Annotated in this window: 17 protein-coding genes and 1 pseudogene; 13 read left to right on the top strand and 5 right to left on the bottom strand. The window is 42.9% G+C overall.

The genetic code is table 11. From position 1 onward, the window contains the following. Positions 1-24: 24 nt before the first annotated feature. A complete protein-coding gene (locus tag LLW17_RS03885) occupies positions 25-477 on the bottom strand; it encodes a DUF2059 domain-containing protein (protein ID WP_228228948.1) in 453 nt (150 codons plus the stop codon). A gap of 301 nt (positions 478-778) precedes the next feature. Between LLW17_RS03885 and LLW17_RS03880 the strand changes: the two genes are divergently transcribed. After that, positions 779-1,381, top strand: coding sequence for a hypothetical protein (locus tag LLW17_RS03880; protein WP_228228947.1), 603 nt, complete (start codon positions 779-781; stop codon positions 1,379-1,381). Positions 1,382-1,422: 41 nt separating this feature from the next. On the opposite strand, the gene LLW17_RS03875 is transcribed toward LLW17_RS03880, so the two are convergent. The 4 genes and pseudogenes from LLW17_RS03875 to LLW17_RS03860 form a co-directional block, all read right to left on the bottom strand. Continuing rightward, a complete protein-coding gene (locus LLW17_RS03875; protein WP_228228946.1) occupies positions 1,423-2,154 on the bottom strand; it encodes a metallophosphoesterase family protein in 732 nt (243 codons plus the stop codon). Further along, positions 2,154-3,290: an ATP-binding protein gene (locus tag LLW17_RS03870; protein ID WP_228228945.1), complete on the bottom strand. Its 1,137-nt coding sequence runs from the start codon at positions 3,288-3,290 to the stop codon at positions 2,154-2,156. The genes LLW17_RS03875 and LLW17_RS03870 overlap by 1 nt, the downstream gene beginning before the upstream one ends. Positions 3,291-3,327: 37 nt before the next feature. Beyond that, positions 3,328-3,716 (bottom strand): annotated as a pseudogene (locus LLW17_RS19060) (four helix bundle protein). Between the two features lie 33 nt (positions 3,717-3,749). Further along, entirely contained in the window at positions 3,750-4,505 is a 756-nt protein-coding gene (locus LLW17_RS03860; RefSeq protein ID WP_228228944.1) for an SDR family NAD(P)-dependent oxidoreductase, read from the bottom strand. A 149-nt stretch (positions 4,506-4,654) separates the two neighbouring features. Here LLW17_RS03860 and LLW17_RS03855 point away from each other — a divergent pair, with 149 nt between their 5' ends. From LLW17_RS03855 to LLW17_RS03800, 12 genes are all read left to right on the top strand, one after another. Then, complete coding sequence (locus tag LLW17_RS03855) at positions 4,655-5,494, top strand: DUF4382 domain-containing protein (protein ID WP_228228943.1); 840 nt, start codon at positions 4,655-4,657, stop codon at positions 5,492-5,494. A 207-nt stretch (positions 5,495-5,701) separates the two neighbouring features. Then, positions 5,702-6,706, top strand: coding sequence for an AAA family ATPase (locus LLW17_RS03850; protein ID WP_228228942.1), 1,005 nt, complete (start codon positions 5,702-5,704; stop codon positions 6,704-6,706). Positions 6,707-6,836: 130 nt separating this feature from the next. Then, entirely contained in the window at positions 6,837-7,703 is an 867-nt protein-coding gene (locus tag LLW17_RS03845) for a DUF58 domain-containing protein (RefSeq protein WP_099645494.1), read from the top strand. Positions 7,704-7,710: 7 nt separating this feature from the next. After that, positions 7,711-9,396, top strand: coding sequence for a hypothetical protein (locus LLW17_RS03840; RefSeq protein WP_228228941.1), 1,686 nt, complete (start codon positions 7,711-7,713; stop codon positions 9,394-9,396). Continuing rightward, complete coding sequence (locus LLW17_RS03835; RefSeq protein WP_228228940.1) at positions 9,386-10,390, top strand: vWA domain-containing protein; 1,005 nt, start codon at positions 9,386-9,388, stop codon at positions 10,388-10,390. Before LLW17_RS03840 ends, LLW17_RS03835 begins: the two co-directional genes overlap by 11 nt. 110 nt (positions 10,391-10,500) lie before the next feature. Further along, positions 10,501-11,550 (top strand): vWA domain-containing protein, encoded by a 1,050-nt coding sequence (locus LLW17_RS03830; RefSeq protein ID WP_228228939.1) that lies wholly within the window; start codon positions 10,501-10,503, stop codon positions 11,548-11,550. A gap of 10 nt (positions 11,551-11,560) precedes the next feature. After that, a complete protein-coding gene (locus LLW17_RS03825; protein WP_228228938.1) occupies positions 11,561-12,406 on the top strand; it encodes a tetratricopeptide repeat protein in 846 nt (281 codons plus the stop codon). Between the two features lie 28 nt (positions 12,407-12,434). Next, a complete protein-coding gene (locus LLW17_RS03820) occupies positions 12,435-14,177 on the top strand; it encodes a BatD family protein (RefSeq protein ID WP_228228990.1) in 1,743 nt (580 codons plus the stop codon). Between the two features lie 21 nt (positions 14,178-14,198). Beyond that, a complete protein-coding gene (locus LLW17_RS03815; protein ID WP_228228937.1) occupies positions 14,199-15,008 on the top strand; it encodes a tetratricopeptide repeat protein in 810 nt (269 codons plus the stop codon). A 71-nt stretch (positions 15,009-15,079) separates the two neighbouring features. Continuing rightward, a complete protein-coding gene (locus LLW17_RS03810) occupies positions 15,080-15,370 on the top strand; it encodes a hypothetical protein (RefSeq protein WP_228228936.1) in 291 nt (96 codons plus the stop codon). 98 nt (positions 15,371-15,468) lie between these two features. Beyond that, complete coding sequence (locus LLW17_RS03805) at positions 15,469-16,101, top strand: carbonic anhydrase (RefSeq protein ID WP_228228935.1); 633 nt, start codon at positions 15,469-15,471, stop codon at positions 16,099-16,101. Between the two features lie 104 nt (positions 16,102-16,205). After that, positions 16,206-17,804, top strand: coding sequence for a SulP family inorganic anion transporter (locus tag LLW17_RS03800; RefSeq protein WP_228228934.1), 1,599 nt, complete (start codon positions 16,206-16,208; stop codon positions 17,802-17,804). The last annotated feature ends 9 nt before the right edge of the window (positions 17,805-17,813 follow it).

The raw sequence follows: 17,813 nt of genomic DNA, 5'->3' as shown, positions 1-17,813 counted from the left end.
GATGTTGATTTTAAAGCTTGTTTGTTAGTATCCGTTTTCTTGTAATTTTGAAACCATTTCCTTGCCTATGCGCATACCCCATTCCCGACCTATCTGCATAGATTCCTGCATAATTCCGGGTGTTTCTTTGGCAAATTTTTTACCAACGGGAGTGTTGTAGAATGCGATAATAGCCCTTAAATCTTCTATACTCATCCTTTTTTTATATACCGGAGTAAGCATCTCCGTGAGGTCATTAATAGAGGTGCTATCAAATTCGGCTTTCATCGTATCCCAAAATTTATCTGGTACAGCTGTCTTTTCTTGTTTATACATAGTAAAGATCTGGTCTATAGCCGCGTGAAAGGATTCTAAAGACCCTGAAACTTTCATCATTTCACGTAGCGTTTCGGTATAGGCGTCAGGTTGTGCCTGAGCGTTTAACGTGCTTACACCTGTAAAAAGCAGGAGAACAATTACCAGTAATTTTTTCATCATAAATGTGTTTAATAATAGGTAGTAATTTAATCTGATTTGTTTCAAACCACACACAATTTTTTAATAAAAGGGAATTTGGCTTTAAGAACAAGGTCTTTCATTTTGAAAATTTGAAAATAGCCATTAAGCCATTGTACCGCTTGAAATACGAATCCTCTAAGCCCACAAAACAATTTTTATTTATCTTAAAATTAACTGATTATCAATGACTTGATTTGGGTTTTGTTTAACCCGACGTACTGAAATTTTAAGAGATCATCCTGTTAGCTTTACATCAATTAACTAAACAAACATTATAATTATGGAAATAAATTGGATGATTGCAGGCCCGGTATTAGCCGGAATTTTAGGGATCGTGATTGGGTATCTTATGGGATATGCTACCAAAAAATCACCTGATTCAAAGAAGGAACTTGAAGCCTGGGAAAATAAATACGAGGCTAAAAATCGCGAACTCAATACTTCTCTTGAGAAGCGTAAAGAACTGGAGAATACCATATCAAATCTACAAACCCGTTTGAGCAATGTAGAGTCTGAATTGGCTAGTTCAAAATCTAAGCTGAATGCGGTTCAAAATATCGCCAGCGGAACTACCGAAACCGTAAATTCCTTCAGGTCTGAAGAAGCGCGAAGAGCTTATGGTAAAGATGTTATTCAGGATGACTTAACTATTGTTGAAGGAATCACTATTGAAATTGCGTCTTTATTGAAGCAAAACGGAATAAATACCTGGAAGGAACTTTCAACTACTTCGGCCGAAAGATGCCGGGAAATCCTCACGAGCAGTGGTCGCGCCACCGATACGCATCAACCCGCTTCCTGGCCAGATCAGGCACGTTTAGCCTATGAAGGAAAATGGGAGGAATTGCGCGAGTGGCAAAACAAGCATAAGGTGATGATCTAATAACCTAATTATTAAAGCCGAAGTTTAAAGCTTCGGTTTTTTTATGCGTTTCGGCCATCCTCATCGGGATACAATTTGTAAAGCGGATCACTTTGCCAGAATTCTTTAGTATCCACATCCAGTATGGAAAGTTTTCCGTAGAAAGCCGCGCCGGTATCCACATTCCACACGTTAGCCATCTGCGTGGGTTCGTCTCGGTTGATTCGCGTAACGGGAGTGTGACCTATGAAAATCTCTTTGTGATGCGTAAGGCGTTTGGGATACTCCAGATCATCTGGCTTTAAGCTTTTATCAAGACCTACCGCCATTTCCCAAAAAGTGCGATCCCAGTAAAAAGCGGTGCTGTGATGTTCATACTCGGGGCCGTTGTGGTTTTGAAAACCGGCATGCACATACATACGATTGGCTGCATCTATGTGATAATTCTCAAGAGCTTCGTAAAACTCCAGATGTTCCTTACGTTGGGCTTCAGAATAAGATTGATAGGATCTTATACTGCTAATCCCGCCATGATTGAGCCAGGTTTCATTGGTTTTATGGGTTTTAAGCCAATCTGAGACGAGCTCGTCGTGATTCCCTCTGATAAAAATGCAGTTTTGCCTGGTTTTGAGGTCGATCAAAAAATCTATGGTCTGTGCGCTATCGCTCCACCCGTCAACATAGTCGCCTAAAAAGACGAGCAAATCATCGGGTTGTACTGCTGCCCGTTCTAAAATCTGTTTTAAGCCTTTGAGTCCGCCGTGGATGTCGCCAATAGCCAGTGTACGTGCCATTAATTGTATTTTACTTTACGCAAAATGCGTATGTTTTCTTTATAGGATTGATATAATTTACTGTCAAACTTACGCAGAAAAGGCCGCATGCTTTCCAGTTTTTCGAGAGCCGGTTCAAAACCATTCAGATAACACAGCAAATAGGTCGCGGGCAGGTTATACAAATCTGCAGTTTCGCCTTTATTTAGTTCAATGCCAGCCAAAACCTTATTGAGTATGGTATTGTTGTTATTGTAGATGTGGTGCAACAATTTTTTGTCGTATTTCGGGGGTTCAAAAACCAGATCGCTGTCTATGTAATACGAACCGTTTTCGTTGAAGTACAACGTGAGTTCTTCCAGCGGATAGTATTTGTAATTTCCCTGAAGCCCCAGCAACACGTATTCTAATATGGTAAATGAATCGTTTGTCATTGTAATGGAAACCTCGTCAAGCGCCGAATAAAAAATACGCACCTGCTCATTGATGAGTTCAATATCAACCCGGCTGAAGTAGGTCTCCCCCTTGACTTCCTTTTTATTCCCGGCCCAGCAGACAACAAACTGTTCTTTAAAAACCTTGTATTGGGTGTGCAGATCGGCGTGCCGCACGTTTATAAAGTCTATAACCCCATCAAGGGTATGCTCAATGCTGTTGTGCGAATGTTTTTCAATAGTAGCGACGATTTCGCTGTTAACGTCTAAAATTTCGCTTTTGAAAGACTTCGGCATAGAAATGCTTCCGTCCCGGTAGAAAACTGTTCCTCCCCAATATTTCCAGATATTCTTTTTGAGCGCGGTAAGCTTGTTTAAGGGTCTTATGGTCACCAAACCCACAACCAGATCTGCCGGAAGGTGTGGAAACGGAATGTTTTCGTAAGAAACAATGGGCGGATTATCGAGATACGCGTTAATCAAATTCTGAATCTTGCTGTCATCAAAAAACGGAACACCAACAATCTCATTGCTTTCGTCCTCAACCCCAATGACGATATAGCTGTTGTTTTTAGGATTGGAGTTTGAGAGTGCACAAATGTGCTTTAAAAATTTGGCCTTGCCTTCTTTGTTGCCAATATCCACTTTGCGCTTCTTGTCATAAAAACTGTTCTCGTCGTTATGCGCGAGCAGGTTTTTAATAAGAAGGCGTTTGTTGATCATTTTTAACGTTGCAGGTTGCTTGATACAAGTTACAGGTTTAGTCGTATTTGGAACCTCGTCTATCCGAAGATTTTATATATTTCATTAAAGCATTTATCTGCCTGCTCAGGTTTGTGCACTGGTTTTTCAATTCATTAAATTGATCCTGATCAATGTACTCCCGGTCATAGCATCGATATAGTTGAGAACGCACTTCACCACAGGAACCCTTGGCAATACTCAGAAATTGCGCAAATTCTTTATTTCCGTCCCTTTCAAAGCCTTCAGCAATATTATCCATTATTGAGCCTGCACACCATTTATCTGTTCACGCAGTTTAAAATCCTTCTGTAGCTGGGTATCAGAAATAAGCCTGAAGAGATTTTGATTTAATACTCTTGCTTTTTGCCAGATCTCCAAATCTTCAAAACGTTGAATGTTCCCCATAAAATAATTCTTTAACCTGTAACGTGCAATTCTTTAAGCTTTGTTGACTACCGTACTCGAAGCCTGGTCAACACTCATAACCACAAGATCGGCGATGTTTACATGATAGGGTCTGGTCACGACAAAATGGATGATGTCTGCAACGTCTTTGGCCTGCAATGGTTTGAAGCCCTGGTAGACCTTGCCTGCTTTATCAGCGTCTCCTTTAAAGCGTACCTCGCTAAATTCGGTTTCTACCATCCCGGGGTTCACGGCACCCACGCGTATGTTGTAACCATTCAGGTCGAGTCGCATACCCTGGTTGATGGCATCTACGGCATGCTTACTCGCGCAATACACGTTGCCTTTGGGATAAACCTCTTTTCCGGCGGTAGAACCAATGTTGATGATATGACCGCTGTTTGCCCTGATCATTTTGGGGATTATGGCATCGCTTACATAAAGCAAACCTTTTACGTTGATGTCGAGCATGGCATCCCAATCGTCTGTACTTCCATCCTGAATGGGATCAAGGCCGTGAGCATTACCCGCGTTATTGATGAGAATGTCTATCTGCTGAAAATCTTCGGGTAAGCCGGCTATGGCTTGCTGCACTTCTTTCTTGTCGCGTACATCAAAATTTAAGGTGTGTACCTGTACATGTTTACTCAAAGCTGCCTGAAGCGCATCAAGACGATCCTGCCTTCTTCCGCAAAGAATGAGGTTGATGCCGTTTGCTGCAAAATGCGTGGCCGTTGCCTTGCCAATCCCGCTGGTGGCGCCGGTTATGAACGCTGTTTTTCCTTTCATAATTTAATTTTTTTGGTCGTATGAAAATAAGGTTTTATCTACGCTACATTCCTTAAAGCAATACTAAACTTCGTTAATTGCCGTTAAAGGATTTGATAATGAGCCCGAAGGACATCATCTTTGGGAAATCTAATCTTAATAATTAAACAATGAAAACAATATTTAAATTAAGTATGCTCTTTGTAGCATTTATAGCGTTCACTTCATGTAGCGATGATTCTAACTCTTCAGACCGCGGTACTGCAGGTATGTCTGTGCGACTGGTAGACGGTCCGGGTGATTACGACCACGTTTTTATAGATGTTGAAGCTGTGGTTGTAAAGTACAATGAAGATCTTGACGATCTGGATGATGCTACAGACGACGATGATTTTGAAAGCGATGAGTACGAGCTATTAGTAGATCCGGAAATTTATGACCTTCTTGAGCTAACCGGAGGTACTTATGCATTGCTTGCTGATGAAGATATCCCTGCAGGAGCGATCAATCAAATCAGACTTATATTAGGTGATGACAACACGGTTGTTGTTGATGGGGAGACCTATCCGCTTGCTACGCCAAGTGCACAACAATCAGGTTTAAAAGTACAATTCAATCAAACTCTTGAGGCTGGTGTATTTTACACAGTAGTTCTTGACTTTGATGTTGACAAATCAATCGTAACTCAGGGTAACGGTGGTTACAGTCTTAAACCGGTTATTCGTGCCACTGCCATTGAGGCAACAGGAGCGATTTCAGGTAGTGTATTTACAACAGGAGATGTTGTGATTCCTGCAACTGTAAGTACTTTAGTAGGAACCACTGAAGTAACCACTTCTACCAATGTTGACGGAGACTTTGAATTAGTAGGTCTTCCTGAGGGAACTTATGATTTAACCGTAAGAGCCGAGATTACAGAAGGTGTTATTACCACCTTTATTGTGGAAGACGTTGTTGTTGAAAATGGACAAACAACCAGTGTTGGTGAGGTTGTTGTAGTTGAAGAATAAGCCTTAAATACTGTATATTTGAAAAGCAATCTGAGAAGATTGCTTTTTTTTTGCAACAATTTACTCTAAAATCAGTCATTAGAGGCACTGCAGCCAAGTGGTTTCTAATGTGAACACTGGCTGGGGTTTTAACGATAGCTTAACGCAATCGTTCTGAAGAAAAGTTAACCTTTAGAATGTAAAATATACATTAATAGCATATAAATTATGGAAAATACCGGCGCATCTGTTGATATTGGAGCCATCAATGAAAAGATTGAAAGAGAAAGTGCTTTTGTGAAAATCCTGACGATGGAGATGAATAAGGTCATCGTAGGTCAAAAGCATATGGTCGAAAGACTTTTGATAGGCCTTTTGGGTCGGGGTCACATTTTACTCGAAGGGGTTCCGGGTCTGGCCAAAACACTGGCGATCAACACGCTTTCACAAGCTGTTCACGGGAGTTTTAGCCGTATTCAGTTTACGCCCGATTTGCTTCCGGCAGACGTGGTGGGTACACTCATCTACAATATGAAGCTGAATGACTTCAGCATAAAAAAGGGACCCATCTTTGCCAACTTTGTACTGGCAGATGAGATCAACCGTGCTCCGGCAAAGGTTCAGAGTGCCCTGCTTGAGGCCATGCAGGAAAAGCAGGTGACCATTGGCGATGAGACTTTTAAACTGGATGCACCCTTTCTGGTAATGGCAACTCAAAACCCGGTGGAGCAGGAAGGTACCTATCCACTGCCTGAAGCTCAGGTTGACCGTTTTATGTTGAAAACCGTTATTGATTATCCAAAACACGCCGAAGAACAACTCATCATCCGCCAAAATCTAAAAGGATCTTACGAGAAGGTAAATCCCGTAGTTTCTGTAGAGCAGATTTTACGTGCTCAGGAAGCAGTGCGTGAGGTTTATATGGACGAAAAAATCGAAAAATACATTTTGGATATCATCTTCGCGACCCGTTATCCTGAAAACTACAAATTGGCCGATCTAAAACCACTCATCAGCTTTGGTTCGTCTCCACGGGGTAGTATCAATCTGGCTACGGCAGCAAAATGTTATGCCTTTATAAAAGGGCGCGGTTATGTAATTCCTGAAGATGTACGTGCCATCGTACACGACGTGTTGCGCCACCGTATCGGAATCACCTACGAGGCAGAGGCCGAAAACGTCACCACCGAAGAAATCATCAATAAGATCGTAAACGAGATCGAAGTGCCTTAGCCCCCTAACCCCCAGTGGGGGAATGGTAATCAGGCTAAAAAATTCTTGAAAATTTCTGAAAACAGAATTGATTTGAATACTAATCAAAAAATAGTAACGCATAATTCCCCCTTCGGGGGTCAGGGGGCCTATGGATACTAAAGAACTTTTAAAAAAAGTACGCAAGATAGAGATTAAGACCAGGCGACTGTCTGATCATATTTTTGGAGGGGAATACCATTCTACCTTTAAGGGGCGTGGCATGACCTTTAGTGAAGTGCGGCAGTATCAGTTTGGCGATGATGTGCGTAATATAGACTGGAATGTCACCGCCCGATACAGTGAGCCTTTTGTAAAGGTTTTTGAAGAGGAGCGCGAACTCACCATGATGCTTATTGCAGATGTGAGTGGCTCCGAATTTTTCGGTACAGACCAGCAGTTTAAATCGGAAATTGTAACCGAAATCGCAGCGACGCTTGCTTTTTCGGCGCTTCAAAACAACGATAAAATCGGTTTGATTTTATTTTCAGACGGCATTGAGCTCTACATTCCGCCTAAAAAAGGAAAGTCGCACGTATTGCGCATTATACGCGAACTGCTCGAGTTTAAACCTAAAAGTAAACGTACCGATGTGGCTCAGGCGCTTAAATTTTTATCGAGCGTGATGAAAAAGAAAGCCATTGTTTTTGTGCTTTCAGACTTTATCGCAGACGATTATAACGATACGATGAAAATTGCCGCCAAACGTCACGACATTACCGGTATTCGCATTTACGACCGCAGGGAAGAAGAAATCCCCAGTCTGGGCGTGGTACAGATGGAAGATGAAGAAACCGGCGAATTGCTTTTAGTCAATACCACTTCGCGAAAAGTGCGCGACAACTACGCCAAATATTACCGCGACCGTGTAGGCTATTTTAAAGAAAGCTTTACCCGCAGCGGGGCAGGCGTCATCGATGTGCGTACCGATGAAAGTTATGTAAAAAAATTACTAGGTTATTTTAAAAGAAGAGGATAGATATACGATGAACGATAAGCCTAAAACAACCCTAATTTTTGGCAACCTGAAGACCAAATTTTTCTATTTGGGACTTTTTATACTGCTTGTTTTAAGCGGAAGTGATCTAAAGGCGCAGCAGGTGAAAGCTGCGGTTGACAGCACAAACATTCTCATTGGCGAGCAAATAACCTATACCGTAAATGTCGAGGCAGACTCTACAGATCTTGTTATGTTTCCCGAAGGTCAAAGCTTTGTACCGCTCGAGTTAATCGAAACCTACAAAACAGACACTTCATTTGCGGGAGCCAAAATGAACCTGATCAAGCGTTACGGGCTTACCCAGTTTGACAGCGGGAGTTATACCATTCCGCGGCAGGTAATCAGCATCAATCAGCAGCCGTTTTATACCGATTCGATTCGGGTTGAGGTTAATAATGTCTTAGTAGATACTACCAAGCAGGGTCTTTACGATATCAAGGAAATTGTGGAGGTTGAACGTGCTACCAGTAAAATCTGGGAGTATTTGTTGTACTTTTTAATTCTTGCGATTGTAATTGGTGTTTTCCTGTTTTTTATCATTAGACGCAATCGCAAAAAGGCGGAAGCTGAGCGCAAACTGCCTCCTTTTGAGCAGGCGATGGTTTCGCTTAAAGCGCTTGATGAGGAATTCAAAACCCCGGGTCGCGGACTTTCTGACCAGGAAGTTTCAAAAGCCTATTATTCCAAACTTACCGATATTGTACGGCATTACCTGGACGAGGAAGTTTACGACCGTTCTATGGAAAGTACTTCGGGTGAACTTATTGAACGCCTGCTTGAAGAGAAGCAGAAGGGTAGAATTGACCTGAGCAAAGAGACCATTCTAAAGCTTGACCAGATATTAAAACGTGCCGATCTTACCAAGTTCGCACGTACTGTACCTGGTGAAGGCCAGGCGCAGGCAGACCGTCTTGTGGCTGAAGAAATTGTAAAGGAAACCAAAGAATCAATTCCCGAGCCTACCGAAGAGGAACTGATGCGCGATGCCGCCTACCGCGAAGCTTTGGCCAAACGCCGCAAGCGCAAATTGATTCTTACCGGCGTGCTGGGAGTCTTTGCCATACTGCTAATCTCAACCGGTATTTTAATCGCCACCAAAGGCTTTGATTTTGTAAAAGACAACTTCATAGGTCACCCGTCTAAAGATTTGCTGGAAGGCGATTGGGTGCGCAGTGAATACGGCTATCCGCCCGTTATTGTAAGTACGCCCCGCGTGCTGGAGCGCACCGTAGTGCCTCTGCCTGATTCCATTGCGATGCAGGTTAATATGAATTCATTTGCCTACGGAAGTCTTATTGACCAGTTTTATGTAGTAGTAAACAATGCGCGTTTTAACAGCAAGGAAGAAGCTAATTTGGATGGCGCGGTTCAGGGAATGATTAGCACTCTTGAAGCCAGCGGCGCTAAAAATCTGGTTGTTAAAACCGAAAAATACACGACCCCTGAAGGAACGGAAGGCTTACGTGTTTTTGGCTCGGGTGAGTTCCCGCAGACCTTGAATAAGAAAAACTTTGATGCCGGTGAATATGAACTCCTGCTTTTCACAACTCCGGGAGTGCTTCAGCAGGTGCTGGTAGCCTGGCGTGAAGACGATCAGTATGCCGCTCAGATGGCGCAACGCATCATCAATTCAGTAGAACTTCAAAAAACAGTACCTACTAATGTTAAGTAATTTTGAATTTCAAAATCCTGAATTTTTCTGGCTGCTTTTGGCTTTGCCAATTGCTGCGCTCTGGTATTTCCTGAAACGGAATAAACTCACGGCACAGGTAAAACTTTCGAGCCTCAAAGGTTTTAAAGCAGGAAGTGGTTTGCTGGCAAAGCTGCGGCCCGTGCTCTTTATTTTAAGATTACTCGCTTTGGCCTGTCTCATAACCGCTCTGGCGCGTCCACGTAATGTTGATGTGTCAACGCGCTCTAAAACCACACGAGGTATAGATATCGTGATTGCGATTGACGTTTCGGCGAGTATGCTTGCGCGTGATTTACGGCCTAACAGGCTTGATGCGTTAAAGGATGTGGCTGCAGAATTTATCCGCCAGCGTCCCAACGATCGTATTGGTCTGGTGGAATATGCGGGTGAAAGCTATACGCGTACACCCATCACCAGCGATAAAGCCATTGTGTTGAGTTCGCTCGAAGATGTACAGTACAACAGCATCATTGAAGGCGGTACAGCTATCGGGATGGGTCTGGCAACGTCGGTTAACCGTTTAAAAGATAGTAAGGCCATCAGCAAGGTGATCATCTTGATGACCGATGGGGTGAATAACGCCGGTTTTATTGAGCCTGCTATAGCCAGTGAGCTTGCTCAGGAATACGGCATTAAAGTGTATACTATAGGTCTGGGGACAAACGGGACAGCGCTTTCGCCCACAAATATAAGATCTGACGGAAGTTTTATTTACGGAAGAATCCCGGTTGAAATTGACGAGGAATTGCTCAAAACGATTGCAGACGAGACCGGCGGATTGTATTTCCGGGCGACGGATAACGAAAAACTGGAGCAGATTTATGCCGAAATCAATAAGCTTGAAAAGACAGATGTCGAAGAGTTTAAGTACACCAATTATGAAGAAAAGTATCGTCCGCTGGTGATTTTGGCAGGGCTGTTGCTTTTGTTTGAATTGCTGTTGCGCTTCACGGTTTTCAGGAGTTTTGTGTAGAAGATTTTATAACGGCTGCTGAGTGAAATTCAAATGATGCAACAAGCTGAATTTGGCATCGAAGCAGATTCGAAAAAATAAATAATAACAATAATAATAGATAAGCTTCTATGTATTTATTGGAAGAAAAAATATGGTTTTGGGCCCTGCTTGCCATTCCGGTGGTGGTACTGCTGTTTCTGGCAGTAAGCCTCTGGAAACGCAATGCGCAAAAACGCTTTGTAGCCAACCGCGAGTTACTGGGTGCCCTTACCCCACAGCGCTCGGTTTTTAAGCCGGTTTTAAAACTGGTTTTGATTTGTCTGGCTATCGCGCTTATGGCTATTGCGCTGGTAAACCCCAAGATTGGCACCAAGCTCGAGACGGTAAAACGAGAGGGAGTTGATGTGGTGTTTGCCGTTGACGTGTCTAAAAGTATGGATGCCGAAGATATTGCGCCCAGCCGTATGGAAAAAGCCAAGCAGCTGGTAACCCAAATCATCAACAACCTGGGAAGCGACCGCGTGGGAATTATCGCCTATGCCGGTAGCGCGTATCCGCAATTGCCCATCACGACCGATTACAGCAGTGCCAAAATGTTCCTCAACGCGATGAATACCGATATGCTTTCGAGTCAGGGAACGGCAATCAAAGACGCTATTGAGTTGGCCAAAACCTATTATGATGATGCCGAACAGACCAACCGGGTTTTGGTAATCATATCAGACGGGGAAGATCACGCAGGTAATGCCGCAGCGATTGCAGAGTCTGCACAGGAAGAGGGCATTCGTATTTTTACCATAGGCGTAGGTACCGAAGCCGGAGAGCGCATTCCCATAAAACGTAATGGTGTGGTGCAGTCGTACAAAAAAGATCAGGAAGGCGAGACGGTGATCACAAAGCTCAATCCTGAAACCTTGCAGGAAATCGCCAATGAGGCTAATGGAGAATACATCGATGGCAACAGCACTCAGCAAGTGGTTGACAAGATGAGCACCGCTTTTGGCCAGATGGATAAAAAAGAGTTTGAGGCCAAGCAATTTGCCGACTTTAAAGACCAGTTTCAGTGGTTTGTAGGCGCGGCATTATTCTTGTTATTTTTGGATGTGTTTCTGCTTGAGCGTAAAACCGCCTGGGTACGTAAACTCAACTTATTTAACGAAAACAAAAAAGAAAAATAGGATTTTGAAGATGAAGAGAGCGATTAAACTAGTAGCAATTTTTACAGTATTGATGAGTGGGAGTCTTTTCGCGCAAAGCGAAAAACCCAATCCTGCCATTCTCGAGGCACAGGATTTTGTTGCTGAAGGCAATAAAGAGTTTGTGTCTAAAGAATTTTCTGCTGCCGAAACCTCGTATCGCAAAGCTGTTGCTAAAGACCCGGGAAATGTGGCGGCAAAATACAATATGGGCAACAACTACTACCGAAACAAAAAGTATGATGAGGGTATGACACGCTACCTTCAGGCAGCTGAAGTAGCCACAACCAAAGCAGAGAAGCATAAAGCTTATCATAACCTGGGTAATGCATTCTATCAGCAAAAAGATTATAAGAAAGCTGTAGAGGCTTATAAAAATGCCTTGCGCAACGATCCTACAGATGACGAGACCCGTTACAATTTAGCCCTTGCTAAAAAAGAGGAAGAGAAAAACGGCGGCGGCGGTGACGATAATAAAGACGATGAGAATCAGGACCAAAACCAGGATCAGAAAGATCAGAATGGAGAAGGCGACGACAAGGAAAGCGATGATGGTAAGCCTAAAGAGGGTGACGGAGACAAAGAGAGCGACAAAGGCGAGGATAAAGAGGAAGATAAAGGCAAACCTAAGGACGGGGAAGGCGATCAGAAAGATCAAGGAGAAAACGGTGACAAACCTAAAGAACAGCCTAAGCCACAGCCGGGTCAGGGACAGCTTTCACCCCAGCAGGTAAAAAGCTTGCTTGAGGCCATGAAGAATGAAGAAAATAAGGTACAGGAAAAAATAAATGCCGAGAAAGTTAAAGGTGCCAAAGTAAAAACAGATAAAGACTGGTAATTAGTTTAAGTTAAAAGCAGCAATGATGATGAAGATGCAGTTAAAACTTTTACTGATCCTGATTTTTTCAGGATTTACGGCCTGGTCTCAGGTGGAATTTGATGCCCGGGTGAGTAAAGAGACGCTTGGAGTCAATGAGCGTCTGCGTGTAGATTTTGAGATGAATCAGGATGGTGACAATTTTAGACCACCCAGTTTTCAGGGATTTACCGTTGTGGGTGGTCCTAACCAAAGCATCAGCAAACAATGGGTAAACGGGAGGGCAAGTTTTTCGAAGACCTTCTCCTACTTTTTACAGCCTAATGCCACCGGAAAATTAAAAATAGGTCAGGCTGAGATTGATATTGACGGTACTACCTATAAAACCCTTCCGGTAGAGATTACTGTGACAGGAGCCGTTGATGTACCCAAAGATCCTAATGATCCTGCGGTTGCAGCGGCAGAAAATGTGCATTTGGTTGCTGAGGTTTCAAAATCTGATCCCTATCTCAATGAAGCATTTACGGTCGTGTACAAATTGTACGTTTCCAGAGAAACATCTGTGACCGGCTGGAATGAGGTTGAAGCTCCAAAATTTTCGGACTTCTGGAATCAAAGTATTGATGAAAAGCAGTTTAAAATTTACGATGGCAGCTTTAACGGTAAGCCCTATCGCTATGTGATTTTAAGACGTACGTTGTTGTATCCTCAAAAAACCGGCGAACTCACCATAGAGCCGCTTGCGCTTAATATCAATGTGGAAGCTCCTACCAATCGCCGTGATATATTTGGGATGCGCATTCTGCGTCCGGCACAGATTAAGGTGAGTGCGCCTACGCGAAAAGTAAAGGTGAAGCCCCTTCCTGAAGCCGGAAAACCTGAAAGCTTTACCGGAGCCGTAGGAACTTTTGATTTTGACGTTACAGCTAGTAAAACCAAATTGGATGCGCAGGAAGCTCTAGATCTTACCATAAGTGCTAAAGGTAATGGCAACCTGAAACTGTTTAATCTGCCCAAGCCTAAATTGCCCAGTTCTCTGGAAGTTTACGAGCCCGAAAACGAGCAGGATATTCGGGTTTCTGTTAATGGGATGAGTGGTAAAAATGCACAGCGTTATACCATCGTGCCTCAGCAAAAGGGGAATTATCCTATTCCGCCTATAAATTTCTCCTACTTTGACCCGGCGACAGAGCAATACAAAACCCTGAGCAGCGATGAAATTATCATTGATGTGGAGAATGGCCCTGCTACTCTGGCACAAAACAACAATAAAGTGCCGGTTGAGGCTCAGAAGCAATTTAGCTACATCAAATCGGAGGCAAACCTCATCTCAAAAAATCAGGAATCTTTTTTTGGCAGCACAATCTTCTGGAGTATGCTGGGAACACCGGTTCTTTTGATTCCGCTGGTGATATTTTTTGGTCGTAAGAGACGTGAATATCAAAATGACATTAAAGGCAACAGATTGCGCAAGGCAGATAAACTGGCGCGCAAATACCTGGGCGATGCCAAAAAGAATTTGGGCGATCAGACCGCGTTTTATCTGGCTTTAGAGAAATGTTTGCACAATTACCTTAAGGCAAGGCTCAATATCCAAACCAGTGAGATGAGTAAAGAGCGTATCAGCCAGTTATTACAGGAACGCGGAGTAACGGTAGAAACTACGGCAAGCTTCCTCAAACTGTTGGAAAGTTGTGAATTTGCCCGTTATACCCCGGCTAGCAGTGTTGCGATGCAGCACGATTACGATCAGGCGTCACAGGTTATTTCAGATATAGATAAGCAATTGTAAGGTTTTAAAATCGCTATAAAAATGATTAAGAATATAGAATTTTTTAGACCGAAAAGCTCAGGATTCAGATGCAATGCAACCCAACTGATTTTTGCATTTGTGGTGTTGTTTGTGGCATTTGTGTCACACGCCCAGACCCCGGAACAGTTATTCGAAACCGGAAATTCTCAATATGCCCAGAACAATTATGAAGAGGCCATTAAGAACTACGAAAAAGTTTTGGATGCCGGTTATGAGTCTGCAGCCGTTTATTACAATCTGGCAAACGCGAACTATAAGCTTAACCGTATAGCTCCCAGTATTTATAATTATGAAAAAGCACTTCAGTTAAAACCCAACGATCAGGAAATAAAAAACAATCTGGAGTTTGCCCAGAATATGACGGTAGATGCTATTACGCCCTTGCCTCAAAATATCTTCAAAAAATGGTATCGCGCAGTGTTGGGCTTATTCAGTGTAGATGGCTGGGCGGTATTAACCGTAGCGCTTTTGGGCTTATTTACTCTAAGTTTCCTGTTTTACTACTTTATAGCTTCCACTTCCCTAAAGCGCACCCTTTTTACGGTTTCCTTTCTGGCTTTAGGACTGGGTTTATTGAGTCTTACTTTGGCTTTTCAATCCCAATCGGAAAAACGAAACCGCATTTTTGCTGTGATTTTTTCGCCGGAGGCTGAAATAAAAAACGCCCCTAATCTTGCGGGTGAAAGCAGCTTTGTCCTGCATGAAGGTACAAAGGTGCGGGTGCTGGAGCAGGATGTAAACTGGGCGATGATTCAATTGGCAGACGGTAAGGAAGGTTGGATTCCTGTGTCTGATATAAAGCTTTTGTAGATAATAAGTTATATTGATAGTAATTCAATATAACTTTTATAAATTTACTAGGCTTAGCCAAAACCAAATCCTTGACAACCAAATCCTTTTTACTGCTTAGTATTTTTGTAATTTTTCTAATCACTCCGGTTTTGGTGCGCGCTTTTGAGCATCAGGATAAATGGTGTATGCTAGACGGTATTGATGACGAGCGAGGTTTGGGGAGTGTATTTGACACAGAAGATGAGTTCAGTAAAAATTCAGACTCAGCCTACACCATATTCAACATCGTTGAAGTAATTGCTCCCGAACCGCTGCATTTTTCAGTGGTTCCTGATTCGGTCTACCTTGACTTGATTTCTCCACCTCCAAAAAATAATTAATTTTAATATTTACATGCATAGTAGCCAAACTCCCTGTGGGGTTGAGGCTGATGTATATATTACCACTATTTTTAAACAACCGCAACCAATTTTAAATTATGGATATTCAAAAGATTTTTGAAAACAACAAAGAGTGGGTAAAGCAACGCCTGAGTATAGAACCTAATTACTTTAAAAAACTATCTGAGGGTCAGTCGCCCAAAATACTGTACATAGGCTGCAGTGACAGCCGGGTATCTTCTGAAGAGCTTATGGGCGTGGGCCCCGGGGATGTTTTTGTACACCGCAATATTGCGAATATGGTTCCCAATACCGACCTTAATTCGATGTCTGTGATCAACTATGCCGTAGAACATCTTAAGGTAGAGCACGTTGTGGTTTGCGGGCATTATTACTGCGGGGGCGTAAAGGCCGCAATGCAATCTGCAGACCTGGGACTGCTCAATCCCTGGCTTAGAAACATACGTGACGTGTACCGTATACATAAAGACGAACTCAATGAGATCAAAGATGAGGAAGAGCGTTACAAAAAATTTGTGGAGCTAAACGTTCAGGAACAGTGTGTGAACGTGATTAAAACGGCCGATGTTCAGAAAGCAATACGCACCCGTAAGTTATCGGTTCACGGCTGGGTGTTTGACATTCATTCCGGGAAGTTGATAGACCTGAATATTGATTTTGAGAATATACTTCGCAACATTATGGAAATATACAGACTGGATGCTCTTTAAAACGATAAGCCCGTCCTGATCTGCAATAATAATCAACCTTTATTAGACCTGCCGGCTTTTAGAAAAGCGGCAGCATAGTTAGAATAACCTAAAACCAAAACATCATGTTTAAACATTTAAAAAATGATTTCCCTTCAGCAGTAGTGGTCTTCTTTGTGGCCTTACCGCTCTGTCTGGGAATCGCGCTGGCGAGCGGAGCCCCATTATTTTCGGGGCTTATAGCAGGTATCGTAGGCGGTATCGTGGTGGGAGCCATAAGTGGCTCAAGCCTGGGAGTTAGTGGTCCGGCAGCCGGACTTACCGCAATTGTTCTTGCGGCAATAACAACCCTTGGAGGGTATGAAAATCTGTTAGTAGCTATCGTGCTGGGAGGTGTAATTCAGTTGCTTTTTGGCGTCCTCAGAGCAGGTATAATTGGGTATTATTTTCCATCTTCGGTTATTAAAGGAATGCTTACCGGTATTGGGATCATCATCATTCTTAAGCAAATTCCACATTTCTTTGGCTATGATGCAGACCCGGAAGGCGACTGGAGTTTCTTTCAGGTAGATGGCGAAAATACCTTTTCAGAACTGGGAAATATTATAGGTAATATAAGTCCCGGAGCTACGCTTATAGCGGCTATTGGCCTGGGAATACTCATACTTTGGGATGTCGTGCTCAGTAAAAAAGGAAAGTTTTTTAAACTTATTCAAGGACCTTTGGTTGCAGTAGCTTTAGGTATTGTGTATTATTTAGTCACTCAGAATTCAGGAGAATGGGGTATTGCGCAGGAGCATTTGGTTTCTGTACCGGTACCAGAAAATTTCGGGGATTTTATCGCGCAGTTTACGTTTCCCAATTTCTCTATTATCGGTGAGCCAGCGGTGTGGATTACAGCCTTTACGATTGCGCTGGTTGCCAGTTTAGAAACGCTTTTATGCGTAGAGGCGACAGACAAATTAGACCCTAAAAAGCGCACCACACCTACCAACCGTGAGCTTTTTGCTCAGGGAGCCGGGAATATCGTCTCTGGAATGATAGGTGGTCTGCCTGTGACCCAGGTTATCGTGCGTAGTTCGGCAAACATTCAGTCAGGAGGTCAGACTAAAATGTCTGCTATTCTGCATGGATTTCTGTTGTTGATTTCGGTTATTTTAGTGCCAAACATTTTGAATCTTATTCCGCTTTCGGTACTTGCGGCAATTCTGTTTTTAGTAGGTTTTAAACTGGCAAAACCGTCTACCCTTAAGCGTATGTTTTCTTTAGGATGGAAACAATGGGTACCCTATATGATTACGGTTTTGGGAATTGTATTTACCGATTTGCTCATTGGTATCAGCATGGGCCTTGCAGTAGGTATCGTGGTGATTTTAATCAAGAACTACCAGAATTCGCACTTTTTGCACATTCGCGATGAGAAGGAAACCGGAATAAAAGTGGTAAAAATGACTCTTGCCGAAGAGGTCACGTTCATCAATAAGGGAGCGATTTTAAAAGAACTGGACAAGTTGGAGCCCAATTCGTATCTGGAAATTGATGTGTGTAAAACCCGTTATCTGGATCATGATATTATCGAAATCCTCGATGACTTCCGTTTTAGGGCCAATGACAAAAACATCAACGTTAAGATTATCTCTGAACGGGGTACTATTGAAAATCCCGAGAGTTACGAGGCCTTTTTCAAAGAAGTAAAAATTGAAGAATACCGTACACCGGCATAAATGGTGCCT

This window comes from Leeuwenhoekiella parthenopeia, assembly GCF_020782115.1.
Classification (GTDB): Bacteria; Bacteroidota; Bacteroidia; order Flavobacteriales; family Flavobacteriaceae; genus Leeuwenhoekiella; species Leeuwenhoekiella parthenopeia.
Note: the sequence above shows the minus strand (reverse complement) of the source record. Positions and strands in the feature narration are given on the sequence as shown.